Origin of the sequence: Streptomyces sp. SID12488 (genome assembly GCF_010548275.1) — a bacterium.
GTDB lineage: Bacteria > Actinomycetota > Actinomycetes > Streptomycetales > Streptomycetaceae > Streptomyces.
The window spans coordinates 138,374-160,550 of sequence record NZ_JAAGLT010000010.1 but is presented as its reverse complement, the minus strand read 5'-3'; the positions used below and the strand labels follow the sequence as shown (position 1 = coordinate 160,550).

The 22,177-nt window shown below is 71.1% G+C and carries 20 protein-coding genes and 1 pseudogene; 15 read left to right on the top strand and 6 right to left on the bottom strand.

Annotation, left to right across the window (positions count from 1 at the left end):
* Nucleotides 1-42: 42 nt before the first annotated feature.
* The 4 genes and pseudogenes from G3I56_RS18185 to G3I56_RS18170 form a co-directional block, all read right to left on the bottom strand.
* Nucleotides 43-246, bottom strand: a pseudogene (locus tag G3I56_RS18185) (aminotransferase class I/II-fold pyridoxal phosphate-dependent enzyme); the annotation flags it as partial.
* Nucleotides 247-326: 80 nt separating this feature from the next.
* Nucleotides 327-587, bottom strand: a complete 261-nt coding sequence (locus G3I56_RS18180) for a Txe/YoeB family addiction module toxin (RefSeq protein ID WP_164410075.1) — start codon at nucleotides 585-587, stop codon at nucleotides 327-329.
* Nucleotides 588-597: 10 nt separating this feature from the next.
* The gene (locus G3I56_RS18175; RefSeq protein WP_164410073.1) at nucleotides 598-855 is read right to left on the bottom strand and encodes a type II toxin-antitoxin system prevent-host-death family antitoxin; all 258 of its coding nucleotides are present in this window, start codon (nucleotides 853-855) and stop codon (nucleotides 598-600) included.
* Nucleotides 856-1,098: 243 nt separating this feature from the next.
* A complete protein-coding gene (locus G3I56_RS18170) occupies nucleotides 1,099-1,950 on the bottom strand; it encodes a helix-turn-helix transcriptional regulator (RefSeq protein WP_164410071.1) in 852 nt (283 codons plus the stop codon).
* Between the two features lie 85 nt (nucleotides 1,951-2,035).
* Here G3I56_RS18170 and G3I56_RS18165 point away from each other — a divergent pair, with 85 nt between their 5' ends.
* A complete protein-coding gene (locus G3I56_RS18165; protein WP_164410069.1) occupies nucleotides 2,036-2,821 on the top strand; it encodes an SDR family oxidoreductase in 786 nt (261 codons plus the stop codon).
* Between the two features lie 207 nt (nucleotides 2,822-3,028).
* Here the strand turns inward: G3I56_RS18165 and G3I56_RS18160 are convergent, their stop codons facing one another.
* A complete protein-coding gene (locus tag G3I56_RS18160) occupies nucleotides 3,029-4,234 on the bottom strand; it encodes a pyridoxal phosphate-dependent aminotransferase (protein ID WP_164410067.1) in 1,206 nt (401 codons plus the stop codon).
* Nucleotides 4,235-5,106: 872 nt separating this feature from the next.
* On the opposite strand from G3I56_RS18160, the gene G3I56_RS18150 reads away from it, so the two are divergent.
* From G3I56_RS18150 to G3I56_RS18090, 13 genes are all read left to right on the top strand, one after another.
* Nucleotides 5,107-5,625, top strand: a complete 519-nt coding sequence (locus tag G3I56_RS18150; RefSeq protein ID WP_164410063.1) for a DUF2617 family protein — start codon at nucleotides 5,107-5,109, stop codon at nucleotides 5,623-5,625.
* Between the two features lie 156 nt (nucleotides 5,626-5,781).
* Entirely contained in the window at nucleotides 5,782-7,410 is a 1,629-nt protein-coding gene (locus G3I56_RS18145; protein WP_164410061.1) for a polyamine aminopropyltransferase, read from the top strand.
* Between the two features lie 95 nt (nucleotides 7,411-7,505).
* The gene (locus G3I56_RS18140; RefSeq protein WP_203690127.1) at nucleotides 7,506-8,387 is read left to right on the top strand and encodes a carbon monoxide dehydrogenase subunit G; all 882 of its coding nucleotides are present in this window, start codon (nucleotides 7,506-7,508) and stop codon (nucleotides 8,385-8,387) included.
* Between the two features lie 91 nt (nucleotides 8,388-8,478).
* Entirely contained in the window at nucleotides 8,479-9,279 is an 801-nt protein-coding gene (locus G3I56_RS18135) for an aldose 1-epimerase (RefSeq protein ID WP_164410059.1), read from the top strand.
* A gap of 23 nt (nucleotides 9,280-9,302) precedes the next feature.
* Entirely contained in the window at nucleotides 9,303-9,884 is a 582-nt protein-coding gene (pyrE, locus tag G3I56_RS18130; RefSeq protein WP_164410057.1) for an orotate phosphoribosyltransferase, read from the top strand.
* Nucleotides 9,885-10,082: 198 nt separating this feature from the next.
* Nucleotides 10,083-11,114 carry a class II fructose-bisphosphate aldolase gene (gene fbaA / locus G3I56_RS18125; RefSeq protein ID WP_164410054.1) on the top strand — a complete coding sequence of 344 codons (1,032 nt, stop codon included), beginning with the start codon at nucleotides 10,083-10,085 and terminating at the stop codon, nucleotides 11,112-11,114.
* 356 nt (nucleotides 11,115-11,470) lie between these two features.
* Nucleotides 11,471-12,979, top strand: a complete 1,509-nt coding sequence (locus tag G3I56_RS18120) for an MFS transporter (RefSeq protein ID WP_164410053.1) — start codon at nucleotides 11,471-11,473, stop codon at nucleotides 12,977-12,979.
* Between the two features lie 91 nt (nucleotides 12,980-13,070).
* Nucleotides 13,071-13,487 (top strand): DUF3151 domain-containing protein, encoded by a 417-nt coding sequence (locus G3I56_RS18115; protein ID WP_164410051.1) that lies wholly within the window; start codon nucleotides 13,071-13,073, stop codon nucleotides 13,485-13,487.
* A 158-nt stretch (nucleotides 13,488-13,645) separates the two neighbouring features.
* Nucleotides 13,646-14,491 (top strand): tryptophan 2,3-dioxygenase family protein, encoded by an 846-nt coding sequence (locus tag G3I56_RS18110; protein WP_164410049.1) that lies wholly within the window; start codon nucleotides 13,646-13,648, stop codon nucleotides 14,489-14,491.
* Complete coding sequence (kynU, locus tag G3I56_RS18105; RefSeq protein WP_239134959.1) at nucleotides 14,484-15,767, top strand: kynureninase; 1,284 nt, start codon at nucleotides 14,484-14,486, stop codon at nucleotides 15,765-15,767. Before G3I56_RS18110 ends, kynU begins: the two co-directional genes overlap by 8 nt.
* A 255-nt stretch (nucleotides 15,768-16,022) precedes the next feature.
* On the top strand, nucleotides 16,023-16,919 hold the full coding sequence (locus G3I56_RS18100) for an alpha/beta hydrolase (RefSeq protein ID WP_164410047.1): 897 nt from the start codon (nucleotides 16,023-16,025) through the stop codon (nucleotides 16,917-16,919).
* Between the two features lie 150 nt (nucleotides 16,920-17,069).
* On the top strand, nucleotides 17,070-18,437 hold the full coding sequence (locus tag G3I56_RS18095) for a histidine kinase (RefSeq protein ID WP_239134970.1): 1,368 nt from the start codon (nucleotides 17,070-17,072) through the stop codon (nucleotides 18,435-18,437).
* A complete protein-coding gene (locus G3I56_RS18090; RefSeq protein ID WP_164410043.1) occupies nucleotides 18,434-19,108 on the top strand; it encodes a response regulator transcription factor in 675 nt (224 codons plus the stop codon). The genes G3I56_RS18095 and G3I56_RS18090 overlap by 4 nt, the downstream gene beginning before the upstream one ends.
* Nucleotides 19,109-19,175: 67 nt before the next feature.
* Here G3I56_RS18090 and G3I56_RS18085 read toward each other — a convergent pair whose 3' ends face one another.
* On the bottom strand, nucleotides 19,176-20,333 hold the full coding sequence (locus tag G3I56_RS18085) for a peptidoglycan bridge formation glycyltransferase FemA/FemB family protein (protein ID WP_164410041.1): 1,158 nt from the start codon (nucleotides 20,331-20,333) through the stop codon (nucleotides 19,176-19,178).
* Between the two features lie 252 nt (nucleotides 20,334-20,585).
* Between G3I56_RS18085 and G3I56_RS18080 the strand changes: the two genes are divergently transcribed.
* Nucleotides 20,586-21,809: a cytochrome P450 gene (locus G3I56_RS18080; RefSeq protein ID WP_164410039.1), complete on the top strand. Its 1,224-nt coding sequence runs from the start codon at nucleotides 20,586-20,588 to the stop codon at nucleotides 21,807-21,809.
* The last annotated feature ends 368 nt before the right edge of the window (nucleotides 21,810-22,177 follow it).

Genomic DNA, 22,177 nt, shown 5'->3' with positions numbered 1-22,177 from the left:
AGGCGCCGCAAGCGGCTGCCGGCCTCGGTGAGGACGTCGTCCTTCGAACCCGGCCGCGCGCAGGCCGTCGCCGAGCAGGTCGCGCTTGCGGTGGAGGTCGGCGCGGAGACTGTCGAAGTAGGAGTCCGGGAGCGCCAGCGCCTCCGCCACCGCGTACTGGAACGGGCCCGACGCCACATACGTCAGGAACTGCTTCGCCGAACGCACGGCCGTGACCAGGTCCGGGGTGGATGTGACCCAGCCCACGCCGTGTTCACGCACTCATTCGTAGTGATCACTGCGCGATGCTGGGACCGGCAGAGGGTGTGCTCGATCCTTGAGTCCTGTCAGTTTTCGTAGTGGTAGCGGCACTGTGCGATCAGGACGCCGTCCTCGGTGGCCTTGTGGATCAGTCGGTGCTCGTCGTTGATGCGGCGCGACCAGTAGCCCTGGAATCCGTGCTTGAGCGGCTCGGGTTTGCCGATCCCCTCGTTGCCGTTCCGGGCGATGTCCGCGATGAGCGTGTTGATGCGCTTCAGGATCTTCCGGTCCTGAAGCTGCCACCACAGGTAGTCCTCCCAGGCGCGGGAGGAGAAGGTGATCTTCAACTTGCGGCCCTTATCTGTCGGTCGTCAGCTCGCGTACGGTGCCGCCGCCGTTTTCCAGCTCGTCGATGGACGCGAGTAGGCGCCGGGCGTTGGCTGGGCTTCGCAGCAGGTACGCCGTCTCTTTCAGGGACTCGTAGTCCTCAAGGGAGACAATGACGACCGGCTCATGTCCGGCCCGGGTGATAACGACTTCTTCGCGGTCGTCGGTGACGGAGTTGAGTACCTCGGCGTACCGAGCGCGCGACTCGGAATAGGTCATGGTCTTCACGATCAGGCCTCCTTGACGTACAAGAAATTGTACGTTGATGCCTGTGGTAGGGCAAGCGTCAGAGTGACGACCGTCGCCGGGCGGCTCCGGGCGTGAAAGTTCCGTGCGGTGCGGGATGGCGGGCGATGAGGAAGATGAGGAATGCGACGGCTGCGACCGCGGCTTCCGTGCGGCGGAATCCGGCCGTTGCCGGGACCTGCCGGGACCTGCCGGCGACGGTGTTCGCCGTGGCCGGCCGCGACGCTACCGCAGATAGTCGCTGGCCTCGGCTCCGAGGACGTTCAGCAGAGCCAGGGCCTCGGCGCTGCGGGATCCCTGCGGCGCGCTGTAGAGCACGAGGTTCTGGTCGCGGTCCGTGAGCGTGAGTGAGTCGCAGTCGACGGTGATCTCCCCGACGACCGGGTGCCGGAAGGTCTTGGTGAGCATCGGCGCGGCGTGTACGTCGTGCCGCTCCCAGAGTCGGGCGAATTCGGGGCTGGAGTCCCGGAGTTCGTCGACGAGTGCGGTCACCGCGGGGTCGGAAGGGTATCGGGCGAGGGTGGACCGGAGCTCCATGACGACGTGGTGCCGGAACTCCGCGGCGTCGGAGATCCCGTACAGCGGCGCATCGGCGCGGGCCGGTCGGAGGAATGCCCGGCGTGCGAGATTGCGGTTCTCCGGGGCGAGCTCGGCGAAGTCCTCCATGAGCGCCGCCGCGAGGTCGTTCCACGCGAGCACCTCGAACACGGCGGAGGTCACGAAGGCGGCCGTCTGCGGCAGCCGCTCCAGCAGCGCGAGGATGCTCGGGCGGACGTCGCGCCGGTGCAGTCTCGTCCGGCTCGGCGCGGTGCCCGCGAGGACGTGGAGGTGGTCGGACTCGGCGTCCGTGAGCCGCAGCGCGCCCGCGATGCCGGCCAGGACCTCGCCCGACGGCCGCGGTGCCCGGCCCTGCTCGAGCCGGACGTAGTACTCCGTGGAGATGTGCGCGAGGACCGCCACCTCCTCGCGGCGAAGACCCGGTGTCCGGCGTCGCGGGCCCGACGGGAGGCCGGCATCCTCCGGCCGGAGCCGCTCGCGGCGGGTGCGGAGGAACGCCCCGAGCTCATGCTTGTCCATACCCCAAGTGTGCACGCCGCGCGGCGACGGATCCTGGTACCGCCTGTGCCTGAATGCGTTCCGGAGACCGGATGACACTGGCGGCATGACGAACATCATCGACACCGCACCCATCGGCCTGCTCACCGGCAAGGTCGTCTTCATCACCGGCGCCAGCCGCGGCATCGGCGCGGCCGCGGCCCGGCTCTTCGCACGGGAGGGCGCCGCCGTCGTGCTCGCCGCCCGCAGCACCGACGCCCTCGACCGCATCGTCACCGAGATCCGCGCCGACGGGGGCGTCGCCGACGCCGTCGCCCTGGACCTCGCCGACCGTGCCGGCGTCCGCGCCGCCGTCGACCGTGTCGAGGAACTGCACGGACGGCTCGACGGCGCTTTCAACAACGGTGCGGCCGGACAGCAGCAGCCCGGCCCGCTCGACGCCACGACCGACGAGGACATCGACGAGCAGTTCAACGTGAACTTCCGTTCGCACTGGACCGCCATGAACGCCGAGGCCGCACTCATGCGAAGGAACGGGGGTGGGGCGATCGTCAACACCTCGAGCATCGGCAGCCGCCGCGCGAACCCCGCCCTGCCCGCATACGGCGCGATGAAGCGCGCGCTCAACAGCATCACCGAGACCGCCGCGGTGAGCTGGGCCCGTGACGGCATCCGGGTCAACGGCATCACCCCCGGCGGCACCGCCACGGAGATGATCGACGCATGGGAGGCGGCGACCCCCGGCATCGTCGAGCACATCAAGGCATCGATCCCGCTCGGACGGATGGCCGAGCCCCGCGAGGTCGCCGAGGCGGCCGCGTGGCTGCTCAGCGACCGGGCGTCGATGGTGACCGGTGCGATCGTGCCGGTCGACGGCGGAGCCGGCGCCTGAAAACAGCGACCCGGGCCGCTGCCCGCTGGTGACCCCAGGTGCCGCACTGGGTGGGGGCGACCCTGCGTCCAGCAGTGCGGCACCTGGTCTACGCATCGACCAGGCATCCCAAAGACACCGAGTAGTCAGTCCTTTGGGGAAACGGCCCGGTTTTCCTGGGTGAGCGGATGCCGGGGCGTTCGTCCGCGGTGGTCGTCCGGCGCGCTCTCAGGCGGCGAGCCGCTTGAGACGGGCCACAGCCTCGTCTAGAACGTCGGTCCGCTTGCAGAAGGCGAAGCGGACGAAGGGTGCGCCCTCTTCCCGGTGGTCGTAGAAGACCGCGTTCGGGATCGCGACCACGCCGGCCAGTTCCGGCAGGGCGCGGCAGAAGGCGAAGCCGTCGCCGTTTTTGGACAGCTCCGCGCCGAGGGGGCGGATGTCGGTGGTGATGAAGTACGTGCCCGAGGGCCGGAACACCTTGAAGCCCGCCTCCGTGAGCCCCGCTGACAACAGGTCCCGCTTGACCCTCATGTCCTCGCGGAACGCCTCGAAGTAGGAGTCCGGGAGCGCCAGCGCCTCCGCCACCGCGTACTGGAACGGGCCCGACGCCACGTACGTCAGGAACTGCTTCGCCGAGCGCACCGCCGTGACCAGGTCCGGCGTCGATGTGACCCAGCCCACTTTCCATCCGGTGAACGAAAACGTCTTCCCGGCGCTCCCGATAGAGACCGTTCGTTCGCGCATCCCGGGGAAGGAGGCCAGCGGCAGATGGCCGGCGTCGTCGAAGACCAGGTGCTCGTACACCTCGTCGGTGACCACCAGCAGGTCGCGCTCCACGGCGAGCTGTGCAATGGCGGTCAGTTCCTCGCGGGTCAGGACGGTGCCCGTCGGGTTGTGCGGGGTGTTGATCAGGAGCAGGCGGGTGCGGGGGGTCAGCGCCGCCCGGAGCTCGTCCAGGTCCAGGCGGAACGAGCCCTCGTGGGGGCGCAGTGTGACCGGCACGCGAGTGCCGCCCGCCATCGCGATGCACGCCGCGTAGGAGTCGTAGTAGGGCTCCAGGGCGATCACCTCGTCGCCCGGCTCCAGCAACGCCAGCAGGGTCGCCGCGATGGCCTCCGTCGCGCCCGCCGTCACCAGGACCTCGCGGTCGGGGTCGTACGACAGCCCGTACCGGCGTTCCTGGTGCGCCGCGATGGCCGTACGCAGCTCGGGGACGCCCGGACCCGGCGGGTACTGGTTGCCGCGGCCGTCGCGCAGCGCCCGTACGGCCGCCTCGCGGATCTCCTCGGGGCCGTCGGTGTCCGGGAAACCCTGGCCGAGGTTGATCGAGCCGGTGGTGACGGCGAGCGCCGACATCTCGGCGAAGATCGTCGTCCCGAACTCGGCGAGCCGGCGGTTGAGGAAGGGGCGTTCGCTGCTGGTCATGGTCGTCATCCTGCGCCGAAGCTCTGGACTTCCTCAACTCTGCTTTGGCAGGTGAGACAAGCGGGCATCCCCCCGTCACGCAAGACGGTGAGGCGCCCACGGGGGGCCGCCTCGGGGGAACGAAAGGAGGGTGACGTCATGGTCGTAGCCATCTTCGCCATTGTCATCCTGGTGGGCTTGTTCATCGCGGTGAGCGGGGTGACCGCGGCGGTCCGGGCTTCCCGGGGGAGCCGGCAGCGAGCCCAGGCGGCGCACTACAGGCGGGGGCGGCGGAGCCGGGGAAGCGACAGCTGGTGGGCCGGGGGAGTGGCGGGCTCCAGCAGTTCCGGTGACGCCGGGAGCAGCTCGTCGTGCGGTTCGAGTTCCTCCTGCGGAGGCAGCTCGTCCTGTGGCGGCGGATCGTCCTGCGGGGGAGGCGGGGGCGGATGCGGTGGAGGCAGCTGACACGGGGCAGCTGAGCTCCGGCAGGGGGAACCGTATCCGGACCGCAGGGTGAGCGCCCGCCGGGACGACGTGCTGACACGTCGTCCCGGCGGGCGTTCGTACGACCGCTTGCGGGCGTCCTTCGCACGCTCGGGCGTACGCCACGGTTGAACAGTTGAGCTGCGAAGCCCTCTGAGGGATGGAAACCGCACGAAGTTGGGTAAAAACGCTGTGACGGTGCCACTGTTCATGATTCCCTCTAAACCACCAACACAGCCCCTCGGACATCCCCTGCCCCTGGATGTTCCTCATGACTGGGCTGACCGGGCCGATCTCCCGGTGTCGACCCGTGTCGACCGGTAGCGCGCCGGACCCCCACCTCGCTCGTGCACACCTCGTTCACCCGTACGTTGCTCACCCACATCTCACCTCCCTTTGCGTGCTAGCGGAGCCGATCCATGCTCACGACCCTGAACACCACCTACACCGACACGCGCGCGGCCGACCTCGCCTGGGCCCTGGGCCGGGAGCCGTTGCCCGCCCTCGCCACCCTCGACCTCGAACTGGCCGACGCGAAACTTCAGTTGAGACTCCTCGGCGCCTCCCACCAGGTCCTTCTGGAGGAGCGGCAGGGCATCTGTTCGGAGACGGTCGCGTGCATCCCGGGCTCCAGTACCCCCCTCCCGCTCGGCGTGGCCAAACGCGTCGACGACTGGGAGTACGAGTTCGCCGCGAGAGTCGAGATCCTGTCGCCGGAGTCGTTCGCCGGGCGCGCCCAGGAACTGCTGGCCCTGGTCGCCGACCACCCCCACGGCCTGGCGGGCGTCTTCCCCGGCAGCCCGTACGCCTTCACCGCGATGCTGGCCCAGCGCCACGAGGGGCAGGTGCACTGGCGGACCTGGCACGCCTATCCGCAGGACGGGCAACTGGTGGCGACCAGGACCCGGGTGGGGGTACGGGTGGCGGCGGCCCTCTGAGATGCCCTGCGGGTTGCGGCGGCCCACGGGTCGCGGCGGCCGTCCGAGGGACGGCCGCCGGCGAATCGGGGCCCTCGCGCCGACTGCCTCCGCGTAAACAAAGACCACACGTGTGGGTGACGAAGCGTGCCGATGGTGTGACGTAGCGTTCCCAGCGTGATTGAACCGCACGTGTCGGCCCCGCCGGGCAGTCCCCCGTCCTGGGGCAGCCCCGCGCGGCTGCCCGTCCGGCCCGGCGCCGGGCGGTTCCTGGTCCTCGCAGGCGCGTTCGTCTGCGCGGCCTGTGGACTGGTGTACGAACTGGAACTCGTCGCGCTCGCCTCGTACCTGATCGGCGACTCGGTCACCCAGGCGTCCGTCGTGCTCTCCGTGATGGTGTTCGCGATGGGCATCGGCTCGCTCGCTGCGAAACGCCTGCGCTGCTTCGCCGCGGCCGGTTTCGCCGCGGTCGAGGCGGCGCTCGCACTGGTCGGCGGATCGAGCGCGATGGCCCTGTACGCGGTCTTCGCCTGGACCGGCGACTGGGGCGGCCTGTGGGCCAACGGCCCCCGCGTCCTCCTTGTCACCTTCTCTCTCGTCATCGGCCTGCTCATCGGCACCGAGGTGCCGCTGCTCATGGAGCTGATCCAACGCATCCGCCGCCAGGACGCGGGCGGCGCGGTCGCCGACCTGTTCGCCGCGGACTACGTGGGCGCGCTGGTAGGGGGCCTGGCCTTCCCCTTCCTCCTGCTCCCCTGGCTCGGCCAGCTCACCGGCGCCCTGCTCACCGGCACGGTCAACGCGCTGGTCGGCGGCGCCCTCGTCCTGGGCCTGTTCCGACGGGACCTCACCCGGCGCGCGTGCTGGCTGCTGGTGGTGGCCAACGTGACCGTGATCGGAGTCCTGGCCGCCGCGGCCGTACTCGTCGACGACTTCGAACGCGCCGCCCGGCACGCGATGTACGGCGACGACGTACGCGTGGCGCTGCGGACCGGCGTACAGGAGGTCGTTCTCACCGGCGGCTCGGACGGCCGGCCGCTGAATCTGTTCCTGGACGGTCGGCTGCGGGTCGGCGGGCACGACGAGCGGCGCTACCACGAGGCGCTCGTCCACCCCGCGATGGACGGCCCGCACGCGCGCGTGCTCGTCCTCGGCGGCGGCGACGGGCTCGCCGTGCGGGAGGTGCTGCGCCATCCGGGAGTACGGCGGGTGGACGTCGTCGAGCTCGACGCGGGCGTGGTGCGGCTGGCGCGCCGGGACCCGGCCCTCGCCGCGCTGAACGCGCACGCGTTCGACGACGCGCGCGTCCATGTCACGACGGCGGACGCCTTCCGGCTGCTGCGCGGTGCGCGGGCCGCGTACGACGTGGTCGTCTCGGACCTGCCGGACCCGGGCATCACGGCGAGTACGAAGCTGTACTCGCAGGAGTTCTACGGGCTGGCCCGGCAGGTGCTGACCGACGGCGGCCGGCTGGTCGTGCACGGCGGCCCGGTCTCCGCCCGGCCGCGCGCGTTCTGGACCGTCGAGACGACCATGCGGGCCGCCGGGCTCCGGACGGTGCCGTATCGCGTGGCCGGCCCGGACCGTACGGGGCCGGGGGCGGTGCGGGCCCCGCAGGACTGGGGGTTCGTGCTGGCGACGGCCGAGGGGCCCACGCCCCGGCTGCGGGTGGACGGGCCCACCGCGCCCCGGCTGCGGACGCTCACGCAGGCCGGGCTGGCGGCGGACGCGCGGGCTGCGGCGCGGATGCGGGTGGTGGGGGCGGCGGGGGTGCGGGCTTCGACCTTGGTACATCCGCGTTACTGAGGGGTGGGGCCGCGCGGGTGGGATCCTGGGGGATCCCGTGGGAATCCCCGGATGCGCGGGTGCGGTGCGGGTCGTGCTGGGTACCCTCGGGTTCCATGGACCATGAGGTGTTCGTTCCGGTTTTGGCGGAGCGGCTGAGGGACGTGCTCGCCGACCCCGCGCGCATCGCCAGGGCGGTCCCCGGACTCCAGCAGGACGCGGGCACCGAGCCTGCCGTAGCCGGGGTCGCCGGGCGGCTGAAGGTGCGGGTCGGGGGGCACACGATCACGTATCGCGGGGCCTTGCGGGTCGCTGTGGCGGACGGGCAGGACGGCGGCCGGGGCGGTGGCCGGAGCGACGGGGAGTACGTGTACGTCGTGGAGGGTGACGCCGTCGAGGTGCGTGGTGGTGGGGCGGTGAAGGTGGCGCTGACGTTGCGTGTCCGGGAGGTCCAGGGCGGAGGCGGGTCCTTGTTGGTGTTCGGGGGCACGGTCACGGCGGACGGGCGAGTGGCCGACCTTCCCGCGGATGCCGTTGTCGCGGCGGGGGTGCGGTTGCTGCGGCGGTTCGGGGAGGGGCTGGGCGAGGTCGCGGGGGAGCCGGAGGAGGCTGAGCCGTCCGAGGTGTTCGAGGAGTTCGAGGAGCCGTCGGCGGTTGTGGAGATCCAGGATTCCGACGTCGATGTTCCCGAGGTGCCCGACGATCCTGGCGCACTTGCTGACGACGACCCCGACGACGAGGGGGAGCAGGCCGAGCAGGTCTCCGAGGGGTTCGTGGATCCCGGTGAGCCGCCTGCCGAGGCCGCGCACGCGCGTCGGACGATGATCGGGCGCAGCGCGGAGGAAGTGGACCACGCGCCGCCCCGGGGGCGGTATGCCCCGGTGCCGCCTCCGGAGCAGGTGGCGGGGAACGTGGCGTTGCGGTGGGCCGCGCCGGCTGCGGCGTTGGTGGTGGCGTCGGTGATCGTGGTGGGGCGGGCGTTGAAGAAGCGGCGTTGACGCGGTGAACCGGTGGGTGGGTGGGAAACCACGGCCCGGGCCGCAGCGGCCTCGGCTGAACGCCGGGTGAGGGGGCCGGTAGGGTCGGTGTGTGAGTAACGATGAGATCACGCTGGCCGCGGGTGACGCGGAGGTGACCGTACAGCCGGGGAACGGCGGCCGGGTCGGAGGGCTGCGCGTCGACGGAGTCGAACTGCTGTGCCAGGGAGAGCGGTTCGGGTGCTTCCCGATGGTTCCCTGGTGCGGGCGTACCCGCGACGGCCGGTTCCTCGACGGCGGCACCGTACGCCAACTCCCCCTCAACTCCCCGCCGCACGCCATCCACGGCACCGTCCGCGACGGCGCCTGGCGCGTCGCCCGCACCACCGCCGACGAGGCCGTGATCACGTACGACCTCGTGGAGCCGTGGCCCTATGCCGGGCGCGTCACGCAGGTCGTCACGCTGACCCCGGACAGCCTCACGCTCACCATGTCCGTGGAGACGTACGCCGATTCCTTCCCGGCGCAGATCGGCTGGCACCCCTGGTTCAACCGGAACCTCGGCGGCGCGGACGCACCGGCTGAGGTGCAGGTCGCCTTCACGCCCGCCTGGCAGGAGGAGCGTGGCGACGACCACCTGCCCACCGGGGAGCGGATCGACCCGAAGCCCGGTCCCTGGGACGACTGCTTCGGTATGCCCGACGGCGTCGACGTCACCCTCACCTGGCCGCAGCGCCTGGAGCTGAAGGTGACCAGCCCCGAGAAATGGGTCGTCGTGTACGACGAGCAGGACGCCGCCGTGTGCGTGGAGCCGCAGACCGGTCCGCCCAACGGGCTCAACACTCTGCCGCGTCTCGTCACGCCCATCGAGCCCCTGGAAGCCACGATGACGTGGAGCTGGCGAGCCCTCTGACGACCCCGTCTAGGCTGGCTGCCATGAGTGCAGGCATTGATAGCGACAACGACGTAGACGTACGCGGCGCGCTGCTGCGGCAGATCAAGGACAAGGCCGTCGTGCACGGCAAGGTGACCCTGTCGTCGGGTCTCGAGGCCGACTACTACATCGACCTCCGCCTCGTCACCCTCGACGGGGAGGCCGCGCCGCTGGTCGGGCAGGTGCTGCTCGACCTGGCGGCCGAGGCGGGGATCGAGTTCGACGCCGTGGGCGGGCTGACCATGGGGGCCGACCCGGTCGGCACGGCGATGATGCACGCCGCCGCGGCCCGCGGACAGCGCCTCGACGCGTTCGTCGTGCGCAAGGCGGCCAAGGCGCACGGGATGCAGAAGCGCGTCGAGGGGCCGAGCATCGAGGGGCGGCGCGTGCTGGTCGTCGAGGACACCTCCACGACCGGCGACTCGCCGCTCACCGCCGTGGCTGCCGTGCGCGAGGCCGGCGCCGAGGTGGTGGGCGTGGCGACCATCGTCGACCGGGCGACGGGCGCCGCCGAGAAGATCGAGCAGGGCGCCGGAGTGCCGTACCTCTTCGCGTACTCGAAGAGCGACCTCGGCCTGGACTGACCACCTCGGGCCACCGCTCCGAGTGCAGCTTCGAGTACCGGGCCGGGCATCTGGACGGAAACGTCTGGAAAGATGGGGTCGACGATGACGTCGCTTCCCAGGTCTCGCAGCCAGGTCTAGGTCAGGGCCGTAGGTACGCAGTACGCCAGATCTCCAGATCTTCGGATCGCCAACCCGCACATCACGAGGAGCGGACACATGCCCATCGCAACCCCTGAGGTCTACAGCGAAATGCTTGACCGGGCGAAGGCAGGCAAGTTCGCCTACCCGGCCATCAACGTGACCTCGACCCAGACCCTCCACGCCGCCCTGCGCGGCTTCGCGGAGGCGGAGAGCGACGGCATCATCCAGATCTCGACGGGTGGTGCGGAGTTCCTCGGCGGCCAGTACAGCAAGGAAATGGTCACCGGTTCCGTCGCCCTGGCCGAGTTCGCGCACATCGTCGCCGAGAAGTACCCGGTCACGGTCGCCCTGCACACGGACCACTGCCCGAAGGACAAGCTCGACGGGTATGTGCGACCGCTGATCGCCGTCTCCGAGGAGCGCGTCAAGGCCGGCCGCAACCCGCTGTTCCAGTCGCACATGTGGGACGGTTCCGCCGAGACCCTCGCGGACAACCTCTCCATCGCGCAGGAGCTGCTGGCCCGCGCCGCCGCCGCGAAGATCATCCTTGAGGTCGAGATCACGCCGACCGGTGGCGAGGAGGACGGTGTCTCGCACGAGATCAACGACTCCCTCTACACGACCGTCGACGACGCCCTGCGCACGGTCGAGGCCCTCGGTCTCGGCGAGAAGGGCCGCTACCTGCTCGCCGCGTCCTTCGGCAACGTCCACGGCGTGTACAAGCCGGGCAACGTCGTCCTGCGCCCCGACCTCCTCAAGGAGCTGAACGAGGGCGTCGCCGCGAAGTACGGCAAGCCGGCCGGGTCCCAGCCGTTCGACTTCGTCTTCCACGGCGGCTCGGGCTCCTCGGCGGAGGAGATCGCCACCGCGCTGGAGAACGGCGTCGTGAAGATGAACCTCGACACGGACACGCAGTACGCCTTCACACGTCCCGTCGCCGACCACATGTTCCGCAACTACGACGGCGTCCTCAAGGTCGACGGCGAGGTCGGCTCCAAGTCGACCTACGACCCGCGTACGTGGGGCAAGCTGGCCGAGGCGAGCATGGCCGCGCGTGTCGTCGTGGCCACGCAGGACCTGCGGTCGGCCGGCACGAAGATCAAGTAGTTCACTGGCCGAGTGGCTGGGTGGCCGAGTGGTCGAGTGGCTCGGTGGTTCGGTGGGTCAGTGGTTCGTCCGCTGGCCCACCGGTTCGTTCACTGGCTGGGTGGCTGGGTGGCTGGGTGGCTGGGTGGCTGGGTGGCTGGGTGGTTCGGTGGTTCGGTGGTTCGGTGGTTCGGTGGTTCGGTGGCCGAGTGGCCGAGTGACCGAGTGACCGAGTGACCGAGTGGCTGGGTGGTCCGGTGGCCGAGTGGTCCGGTGGGTCTGTGGTTCGGCCACTGGGGCACCGGGTCACCGAGCCGTGGGCCCTTTTGTGAGCCCGGCGGCTGTTTGCGGCGCCGGGCTCGCTGTATACCTGGGGCATGTCGGACGTACGCCTCGCCTCGCCCCAGGGCCGGTGGATCCTGCTGACCACCGTGCTCGGCTCCAGCATGGCCCTGCTGGACTCGACGGTCGTGAACGTCGCGCTGCCGCGCATCGGCCGCGACCTCGATGCCGATCTGGCCGCCCTCCAGTGGACGGTCAACGCGTACATGCTGACGCTGGCCGGGCTGATCCTGCTGGGCGGTTCGCTCGGTGACCGGTACGGCCGCCGCAAGGTCTTCGTGGTCGGAGTGGTGTGGTTCGCTGTCGCCTCGCTGCTCTGCGGCCTCGCCCCGAACGCCGGTGTCCTCGTTGCCGCCCGCGCGCTGCAGGGCATCGGCGGCGCGCTCCTCACCCCCGGCTCCCTCGCCATCATCCAGGCCTCCTTCCACCCCGACGACCGGGGGCGGGCGGTCGGCCTGTGGTCCGGCTTCGGGGGCGTCGGCGCGGCCGTGGGCCCCTTCCTGGGCGGCTGGCTGGTGGACGGTCCGGGCTGGCGGTGGGTGTTCCTGCTGAACGTCCCGGTGGCGCTGTTCTGCGCCCCCATCGCCGTACGCCATGTCCCCGAGTCCGGCGACGGCCGTACGCGGCACGGGCGCTTCGACGTGCTCGGCGCTGCTCTGGGGGCTTTCGCCCTCGCGATGGTGACGTACGCGCTGATCGAGGCCAGGTCCGGTTCCGTGGTTGTCGTGGTCACGGCCGTCCTGGGCCTCGTGGCGGGGGTGGCCTTCGTGTTCGTCGAGCGGCGGCGCGCCGAGGACGCGATGATGCCGCTGGACATCTTCGCCTCGCGCCAGTTCACGGCCGTCAACCTGGTCACCCTGTGTGTGTACGCGGCCCTCGGGGGCTTCTTCTTCCTCTCCGCGCTCCAGCTCCAGGTGGTGGCCGGTTACTCGGCCCTGGGCGCCGGTACGGCCCTGCTGCCGACCACCGCCCTGATGCTGCTGCTGTCGGCGCGCTCGGGCGAGCTGGCGGAGCGGATCGGGCCGCGTGTGCCGCTGACGGTCGGGCCGTTGCTGTGTGCGGCGGGGATGCTGCTGATGCTGCGGGTGGGCGCCGGGGCGTCGTACGTCGCCGATGTGCTGCCCGCCGTGCTGGTGCTCGGGCTGGGCCTGGTGACGCTGGTCGCGCCGCTCACGTCGAGCGTGCTGGCGTCGGTGGGGACGGAGCGGGCGGGGCTGGCGAGCGGGGTCAACAACGCGGCGGCACGGGCGGCGGGACTGGTGGCGGTGGCGGCGTTGCCGCTGGTGACGGGGATGGGGGCGGAGGCGTACCGGTCGGGGGCGGTGTTCGACGAGGCGTTCCGGCGGGCGATGGTGATGTGCGCGGGGGTTCTGGTGGTCGGTTCGGTGCTGGCGTTCGTGACGGTGCGGAGGCCTGAGGTGGGGTGCGCGACGCCGGAGTGCCGGACGCACGGGTGCGTGACGGCTCCGCCGCTGGAGGGGGTGGGCACGGGGGAGGGTGACCGGCCCCTGGAGGCTGTGCCCCCGGACCCCCCTTCGCACTGAACGCGCTCGTCCTCAATCGCCGGACGGGCTAGAGGTGCCGGCCGGGGCTGACAATTCCGGCCCGCCGTGAGCGATGCAGCAGACTGGGGCCATGAGCCTTCACGAAAACCTGCTTGGCGGCCCCGCCCCCACGCATCTCCCCGACTACCCCGAGCCCCGCGAGCTCCTCGCGAACGGGACCGCCCCCGCCGACGTCGCCGCGAAATACCCCACCTCCTCCCTCGCCTGGGCTCAGCTCGCCGACGACGCGTTCGAGCGCGGCAGTGTCGTGGAGTCGTACGCCTACGCCCGTACCGGATACCACCGCGGCCTCGACTCCCTGCGCCGTGCCGGCTGGAAGGGGCACGGCCCGGTGCCGTGGGAGCACGAGCCGAACCGTGGCTTCCTGCGGGCGCTGCACGCCCTCGCCCGTGCCGCCGGTTCGATCGGTGAGCAGGAGGAGTACGAGCGCTGCACCCAGTTCCTGAAGGACTCCTCCCCGACCGCGGCCCAGACGCTCGGTCAGTAGTCCTCCAGCCGCTTTCCGGCTGTCCGCAAGGCCCGTCCGTGAACAGGCGGGCCTTGCGTATCCGGGGCACGATTGTGTTGAATGCCCCGGGGACCGGGGCCCCCGTGTCGGAATTCGGCAGGGGCGGACCGCTACCCTGAGTACAACAGGAGACAGCGATGTCCCTCCAGGCCCAGCCCCCCGAGGCTTCGGAGCCCGAGACCCCGCATCTCGACTTCGCCGGTACCACCCCGTACGAGGACTACGTTCAGGCCGATGTCCTCACCCACCTCCAGCACACCCTCTCCGACGACCCCGGAGAGATGGTCTTCCTGGTGACCACCCAGGTCATGGAGCTGTGGTTCACGGTCATCGTGCACGAGTGGGAGACCGCGGCGAAGGCGCTGCGCGGGGACGACGTGCCCACCGCCGTCGCCGCCCTCAAGCGTTCCGTGCGTGAGCTGGACGCGCTCAACGCCTCGTGGCGTCCTCTCGCCCAGCTCACCCCGGCCCAGTTCAACTCGTACCGCGCCGCCCTCGGTGAGGGTTCCGGGTTCCAGTCCGCGATGTACCGGCGGATGGAGTTCCTGCTCGGCGAGAAGTCCGCGTCGATGCTCGTACCCCATCGGGCCGCACCGCGCGTGTACGCCGAGCTGGAGAAGGCGCTGCACGAACCGAGCCTGTACGACGAGGTGTTGGCGCTGCTCGCGCGACGCGGGTACGCCGTCCCGGATGCCGTCCTGTCCAGGGACGTGTCCCAGAAGTACGAGCCGTCGGCCGAGGTCGAGGCCGCCTGGACCGCGCTCTACTCCGGTGACCCCGAGGCCGAACTCGCCCGCCTCGGTGAGGCGTTGACGGACGTAGCCGAGCTGGTGTGGCGTTGGCGCAACGACCATCTCGTCGCCACCCGGCGGGCGATGGGCGCCAAGGCCGGTACCGGTGGCTCCGCCGGGGTGGCCTGGCTGGAGAAGCGGGCGCAGAAGAACGTGTTCCCCGAGCTGTGGACGGCGAGGTCCCATGTCTGAGCTGCCGTCCCCCAAGCCTTTTTCCGCCGAGCCCCTTTCCCCCAAGCTGCTGCCCGCCAAGGACGATCTGGCCCGGGAGTTGGACTCGCGCGATGAACTCGCCAAGGTGCGAGAGCGGTTCGTGCTCGACTTCGGCGTCACCTACCTGGACGGGAACTCGCTCGGCGCGCTGCCCGCGTCCGTCCCCGGCCGGCTCGACGACGTCGTGCGCCGGGAGTGGGGCGAGCTGCGCATCCGGTCCTGGGACGAGAGCGGGTGGTGGACCGCGCCCGAGCGGATCGGTGACCGTATCGCTCCGCTGGTGGGCGCGGCGGCCGGACAGGTCGTCGTCGGCGACTCGACAAGTGTCAATGTTTTCAAGGCGCTTGTGGGGGCTGTGCGGCTGGCGAGGGGTGGCGAGGGGAACGGGAAGGGCAGTGGAAAGGGCAGTGGTCGGGACGAGATCCTTGTCGACGCCACCACCTTTCCCACCGACGGTTACATCGCCGAGTCCGCCGCCCGGATGACCGGCTGCACCCTGCGTGCGCTCGAACCGGGCGCCGTGCCGGGGGAGTTGAGCGACCGTACCGCCGCCGTGCTGCTCAACCACGTCGACTACCGCAGCGGGCGGCTGCACGACCTGCCCGCCCTCACGGCCGCGATCCACGCCTCCGGCGCCCTGGCCGTCTGGGACCTGTGCCACAGCGCGGGCGCCCTGCCGGTCGGGCTGGACGAGCACGGGGTCGATCTCGCCGTCGGCTGCACCTACAAGTACCTGAACGGCGGGCCCGGTTCGCCCGCCTACCTGTACGTGAACCAGGCGCACCAGGAGCGGTTCGACTCCCCGCTCCCCGGCTGGACCTCGCACGCCGACCCCTTCGGTATGCGGCCCGAGTACGCCCCCGCTCCGGGTGCGACGCGCGGTCGGGTCGGTACGCCGGACATTCTCTCCATGCTCGCCCTGGAGTCGGCCCTTGAGGTCTGGGACGGGGTCGGCATCGACGCGGTACGGGCCAAGTCCCTCGCCCTGACCGACTTCTTCCTGGAGTGCGTCGACGAGTACGTCCCGGAGGGGCGCGTCGAGTGCGTGACGCCGGTCGCGCATGCCGAGCGCGGGAGCCAGATCGCGCTGCGGTGCTCCGACGCGGGCGAGGTGATGGCGCGGCTCATCGAGCGGGGCGTCGTCGGCGACTTCCGGCGGCCGGACGTCCTGCGGTTCGGGTTCACGCCGCTGTACGTCGGGTTCGCGGACGTGGAGCGGGCGGCCCGGGTACTGGGCGAGGTCGTGGCCGGCTGAGTTCTGTGCGAGTTCGGGCTCGGGTTCGGGCTCGGACTTGGTCTCAGGCTCAGGCTCAGGCTCAGACTCGGGCTCGGGCTTGATTCGGCGGCGGTCGGCGTGACATTTACGTCGGCCGTCGCCGGGAATGTACATATGTGCACCGAGCGTCACTTCCGCGTGTCAGCGCACGTCATGGGGCCTGATAGCGTCCCGGCAACGGCCGAATTTCTCGCCAGGTCCGCCAAATCCTTTACGTCGCTGAGAGGTTGGAGCATGCCGGACGATGCCGTAGCACGGGAGCACGCCGCTGCGGGGGCTGCCGCGCGCGCTGCGGAAGAGGCGTCGGCCTTCTCGCATCCGCCCGTCGACCCCGAGGCCACCGCCGCGTACGGCGACCATCCCGACCAGGTGATCGACTTCTACGTCCCGCGCGGCCCCGAGCCGCTGCCGGACGACGCGAGCGTGCCGCTGGTCGTCGTGCTGCACGGGGGTGCCTGGCGGGCGCCGCACGACCACCGGCACATCACGCCGTTCGCCGGATTCCTGGCCCGGCGCGGGTTCGCCGTGGCCAACGTGGAGTACCGGCGGGGCGGGGACGACCCCGCTGTGGCCGGCCGCTGGCCCGACACCTTCGACGACGTCGCGGCGGCGCTGGACGCCCTGCCCGCGCTCGCCGCGACCCACCTCCCACAGGCCGACCCGCGCCGCATGGTCGTCACCGGGCACTCGGCGGGCGGTCACCTGGCCCTGTGGGCCTCCGCCAGGCACCTCCTCCCCGCCGACGCACCCTGGTTCCTGGCCCGTCCCGCCCCGCTGCGAGGCGTGGTCGCCCTCGCTCCGATCGCGGACCTCACCGTCGCCGAGAAGCTGGACGTCTGCTCCGCCGCCGCCCGTCAACTCCTGGGCGGGGAAGGGCACTTCGCGGAGCGTCAGCCCTACGCCGACCCGGCGCTGCTGCTCCCCACCGGCATCGCGACCACCCTCGTACAGGGGCGCGCCGACACGGTCGTACCGGAGATGGTCGCCGAGTCGTACGCGGACGCGGCCGCGAAGGCCGGTGAGGTGGTCGGTGTGACGCTGCTGGCGGACGTCGGTCACTTCCCGCTGATCGACCCGGTGGCGGACGCGTGCGCGGTGGTGGCGGAGGAGATCGCACAACTGGCGTGGTGAGTACTGCCTTTCGCCGTCCTCGCACTCGCACTCGTCCTCACACTCGTCCTCGTGGCGGGTGCCGTAGTACCTGAGGTGGACGGCGGAGAACCCCTCTCACTGCGGACGACCGCGGCCCGCCCGCCGCCTACCTTGCTCTATGTGACTGAGATGACGTACACGCGGATGAACACTGAGCCGAGGACGGCGGTCGACGGGCCGTCGCGCAGCCCCGAGTTCCGGCTGGCCATGGATGCGCTGAAGGGGCTGCGCGCCGACCTGTTCGACGACTTCTTCACCTACCGCCCGCTGCCCCCGAAGGACAAGCCCGGCCGGCTCGCCCGGGTGCTGCCCGGGCCGCTGCGCCCGTTGGAGGTCTGGACGCGGCACGTCCTGGTGGTCGTCGCCGGGATGCTGGCCGTGCGTGTCTCCTTCGACGACAGCGAGGGGGATTTGCTGGCGGCGCTGGCGATGACCTTCTGCTCTCTGGGGCCGATCCTGCTGACGCTGGTCCGGCCGGTCGGGGCCTTCTGGTTCTCCCTGGTCTCGATCCCGGCCGTCGCCTGGGTCCAGGACGGGAACAGCGACTTTCCCTGGCTGCCCGCGAGTTTCGTCGCCCACCTGGTGGTGCTGACGGTCGTGGCCGCCCGGACCCGGCCGCGTACGGCCGCCTGGATGTGGGTGCTGACGGCGGCTTACGGCATAGGCGCCGAGGGCCTCTACGGTGACCGCTACTTTGGCAGCAACGCCATGCCCTTCCTCTCCGTCTCCGCGCTGGCGCTGCTCGTGGTGACCGTGGCGCTGGTGCGCCGGGCCGCTGAGGAGGAGGTGACCGCCCAGCAGACGGTGACCGCGCACGAGCGTTCCAAGCGCACCGTGCTGGAGGAGCGCACGACCATCGCGCGTGAGCTGCACGACGTGGTCGCGCACCACATGATGGTCGTCGCCATCCAGGCGGAGGCGGCGCCCTACCGGGTGGAGAACCCGCCCGAGGAGCTGGCGAAGGCCTTCTCGACGATCCGTGAGAACGCGGTGGCCGCGCTCACCGAACTGCGCCGGGTCCTGGGCGTCGTACGCGCGGAGGACTACGAGGCTCCCGACTCCCCGCAGCCCACCCTGTCCGACCTCGACGGGCTGCTCGCGAACGTGCGCGAGGCGGGCCTCGCCGTCGACAAGGTGGTGACGGGCGCGGTACGTGAACTCCCGCAGGGCGTCGAGCTGTCGGCGTACCGGATCGTGCAGGAGGCGCTGAGCAACACGCTGCGGCACGCGCCGGGTGCGAGCGCGCGCGTCGAAATCGGGTACGTGCTGGGCGGGTTGGGCCTGCGGATAGTCAACGGCCCTGCGGGAATCATGTCGTCGTTCGTGAAGCAGACGCCGACCCAGGGCGCGGGGCACGGTCTCACGGGGATGCGCGAGCGGGTCGCCATGCTCGGCGGCGAGATGACGACGGCCCCGGCGGCCGACGGCGGCTACGAGGTCACGGTCTTCCTCCCGGTCGCGCGCGTCACGGACGAGGACGGAGCGGGCGAGGCATGAGCGCCCCTGCGATCCGCGTACTGATCGTGGACGACCAGGTGATGGTCCGCGAGGGCTTCTCCGTGCTGTTGAACGCGATGCCGGGCATCGAGGTCGTCGGTGAGGCGGTGAACGGCCGCGAGGCGGTGGACCGGGTGCGTGAACTCGCCCCGGACGTCGTCCTGATGGACATCCGTATGCCCGAACTGAACGGTATCGAGGCGACCCGGGAGATAGTCGCGGCGGACGACTCGGCGAAGGTGCTGGTGCTGACGACGTTCGACCTCGACGAGTACGTGTACCAGGCGCTGCGGGCGGGCGCGTCGGGCTTCCTGCTGAAGGACGCGTCGGCACGCCAACTGGCCGAGGGGGTAAGGGTGGTGGCGGCCGGGGAGGCGCTGCTGGCCCCCTCGGTCACCCGGCGCCTGATCACGGAGTTCTCGAAACTCTCCGAGGCGCCGCGTGTCATGGCGGGCGCGCGGTCGGCGTACGGCGAGCTGACCGACCGGGAGACCGAGGTGCTGGTGCTCATCGCGGAGGGCCTGTCGAACGTGGAGATCGCGGGGCGGCTGGTGATCGCCGAGTCGACGATCAAGACGCACGTCAGCCGCATCCTGGTGAAACTGGGCCTGCGGGACCGCACGCAGGCGGCGGTGTTCGCTTACGAGGCACGGTTGGTGACGCCGGGGTGAGAGGCGGCTGGCGGCGGGTGAGGGACGGCTACTGACGTTGGGGGGGTGAGTGGCGGAGGAGGCCCGGTCAGGGGCGTCTGCGGCCGAGGTAGGCCCGCAGCGCCCGTTGCAGCAGCTTGCCCTGGCTGCCCACCGGTAGTTCCCACTCCCCGAGGTACTCCACTGGCCTGCCGCCGGCCCCCGTCTTGAAGTGGAGCCGCCCGAGGAGGCGGTCCTCGGTGAGGGCGGGGGTGATGGAGCGCAGGTCGTACGTCTCGGCGCCCGACGACAGCGCGTCGCACATCATGCGCCACAACAGGGCGCTGCTGGGCCGGAGTTGACGTCCCCGGCGGCCGGAGGCGGGGTACGAGTGCCAGACCCGGGAGCCGACGTTGATCATGAGGGCCCCGGAGAGCACCTCGCCCTCGTACTCGGCGACGTAGAGGCGGAGCCGGTCGTCGTCCTCGGCGTTCAGGGCCTGCCACATGCGTCGGAAGTAGTCCAACGGGCGTGCCTTGAAGCCGTCGTGGGCGGCGGTCGCGGTGTACAGGCGGTGGAACTCGGGCAGGTCGGCGTCCGATACCCACGAGACCCGGACGTCCGCCGACTCGGATGTGTGCAGGGCCTGTTCCCAGTGCGGGGCGAGGCCGGCGCGAAGGTCGTCCTCCGAGCGGCCGGCCAACGGGATCTGGCAGCCGTAGCGCGGCTGGCCGAGGCCGAAACCGCTGCCGTCGTCCTCCTCGCACGGCCGCCACCCGAGCCGCCGCAGCCGTTCCGCGGCGTCGAGGGCGTGCCCGTCGATGCCGGCGGCGGGCAGCTCGCGCAGATGCCGTACGCCGGGGTCGGCGAGGCCGGCCGTCACGGTGGCCGCGTCCCAGTGGCGCACGACCAGGGGTGGCCCTATCCGCACCGAGAACGCCCCGATCCGCTCCAGATGGGCGACGAGCGGATCCAGCCAGCGCTCCAGGCGAGGGGTCCGCCAGTCGATCGCGGGCCCGTCGGGAAGGTACGCGAGGTAGCGCCGCGTCCCGGGCAGCGGACGGTACAGGACGAGCGCCGCAGCGACCATCGCGTCGCCCACCGCCTGATTCGCCGCCTCGCCCTCGAACCAGCCGATGCTCTCCGGAAGCCAGTCGGGCTTCACACCGCCCCACTCGGGGATCTGGAGATGGCTCGCGTCGGGATGCTGGCGGAGGTGGGCCAGATGCTCCTCGCGCGTGATCTCCCGCACGTACAGGCTGGTCATGGGTGGGGTACTCCTGTTCGGGGCGGCCACCCTAAGCCGGGGATCACCGGACGGGTCAAGGGTTCACGGGTTCTCCGTATCCCAGTCGGGCCCGGTGTACCGGACGGGCGGGACAGACGAAGGACAGGCGAAGGGCGGCTGACGGGAACCCGAACTCCACCCGCCGCCTGCTGGGTGCCCGCCGGGTGCCTGTGGCGCCGTACGGTGAGACGTCCCTGGTCAGATGGGGGCGGCTCGGGCTAGCGTCCGTGCATGGCTGCTGCTTCCGACCTGGCTTTCGACCCCTGGGACCCGACGTTCGTCGCGGACCCGTACCCCGCGTACGCCGAACTGCGAGCCCGGGGCCGGGTCGTGTACTACGAACCCACGAACCAGTGGCTGGTCCCGCACCACGCGGACGTCTCGGCGCTGCTGCGCGACCGCCGCCTCGGCCGCACCTACCAGCACCGCTTCACCCACGAGGACTTCGGCCGCACGGCGCCCCCGCCGGAACACGAGCCGTTCCACACCCTCAACGACCACGGCATGCTGGACCTGGAGCCGCCGGACCACACGCGGATCCGCCGCCTGGTGTCGAAGGCGTTCACGCCGCGCACGGTGGAGGGCCTGAAGCCGTACGTGGAGCAGCTCGCGGCGAAGCTGGTGGCCGACCTGGTGAAGGCGGGCGGCGGTGACCTGCTCACGGACGTTGCCGAGCCGCTGCCGGTCGCGGTGATCGCGGAGATGCTGGGCATCCCGGAGACCGACCGCGCCCCGCTGCGCCCCTGGTCGGCGGACATCTGCGGGATGTACGAGCTGAGCCCGTCCGAGGAGACTGCGGCGAAGGCGGTACGGGCGTCGGAGGAGTTCACCGAGTACCTGACCGGCCTGATCGCGGCCCGCCGCAAGGAGCCCGGCGAGGACCTGATCTCGGGCCTCATCGCCGCGTACGACGAGGGCGACCGCCTGACGGAACAGGAAATGATCTCGACGTGCGTGCTCCTGCTCAACGCGGGCCACGAGGCGACGGTCAACGCGACGGTGAACGGCTGGTGGGCCCTGTTCCGCAACCCGGCCCAGCTGGCGGCGCTGCGCGCGGACCCCGCCCTGATCCCCTCCGCCGTGGAGGAGCTGATGCGCTACGACACCCCGCTCCAGCTCTTCGAACGCTGGGTACTGGACGACATCGAGATCGACGGCACGGTGATCCCGAGGGGCAGTGAGGTGGCGCTGCTCTTCGGTGCCGCCAACCACGACCCGGCGGTGTTCACCGACCCGGCCCGCCTGGACCTGACGCGGGCGGAGAACCCGCACATCTCGTTCAGTGCGGGGATCCACTACTGCATCGGGGCTCCGCTGGCGCGGATCGAGCTGGCGGCGTCGATGGGTGCGCTGCTGGAGCACGCGCCGACACTGAGCCTGGCGGCGGAGCCGGTGCGCAAGCCGAACTTCGTGATCAGGGGGCTGGAGGGACTGAGTGTGAGCGTCGAGACCTGAGCCGGGATCCGAGTCTGGATCCGACGCTCCGCAGGACCGCCCGCAGGACCGCCCAGAGGGTCAGGCCTCCGGCGGTTCCGGCGAGGAACAGCAGCGGCAGCTCGGCGTAGAAGACGCTCCAGTCGGGGCCCTGTTCGAAGCGGCGGACCCGGCCCTGGGCCCTGACAGCCCACACCGTCAGTCCGGCGCCCACCCCGAGAGCGACGGTCAGACATCCTGCGGCGGCCTGTCCGCGTTGTCCCATGCCTGTGAGGGACGCCCCTGCGGCGCCGGAGGTTCCCGTTGCCAACTTCCTTACGGGTGCGGCTTCTTGGCTGCCGATGTGCACGGGCGGCGGCTGCCGGCTTGGTGATCGGCCGGGCGGCGTG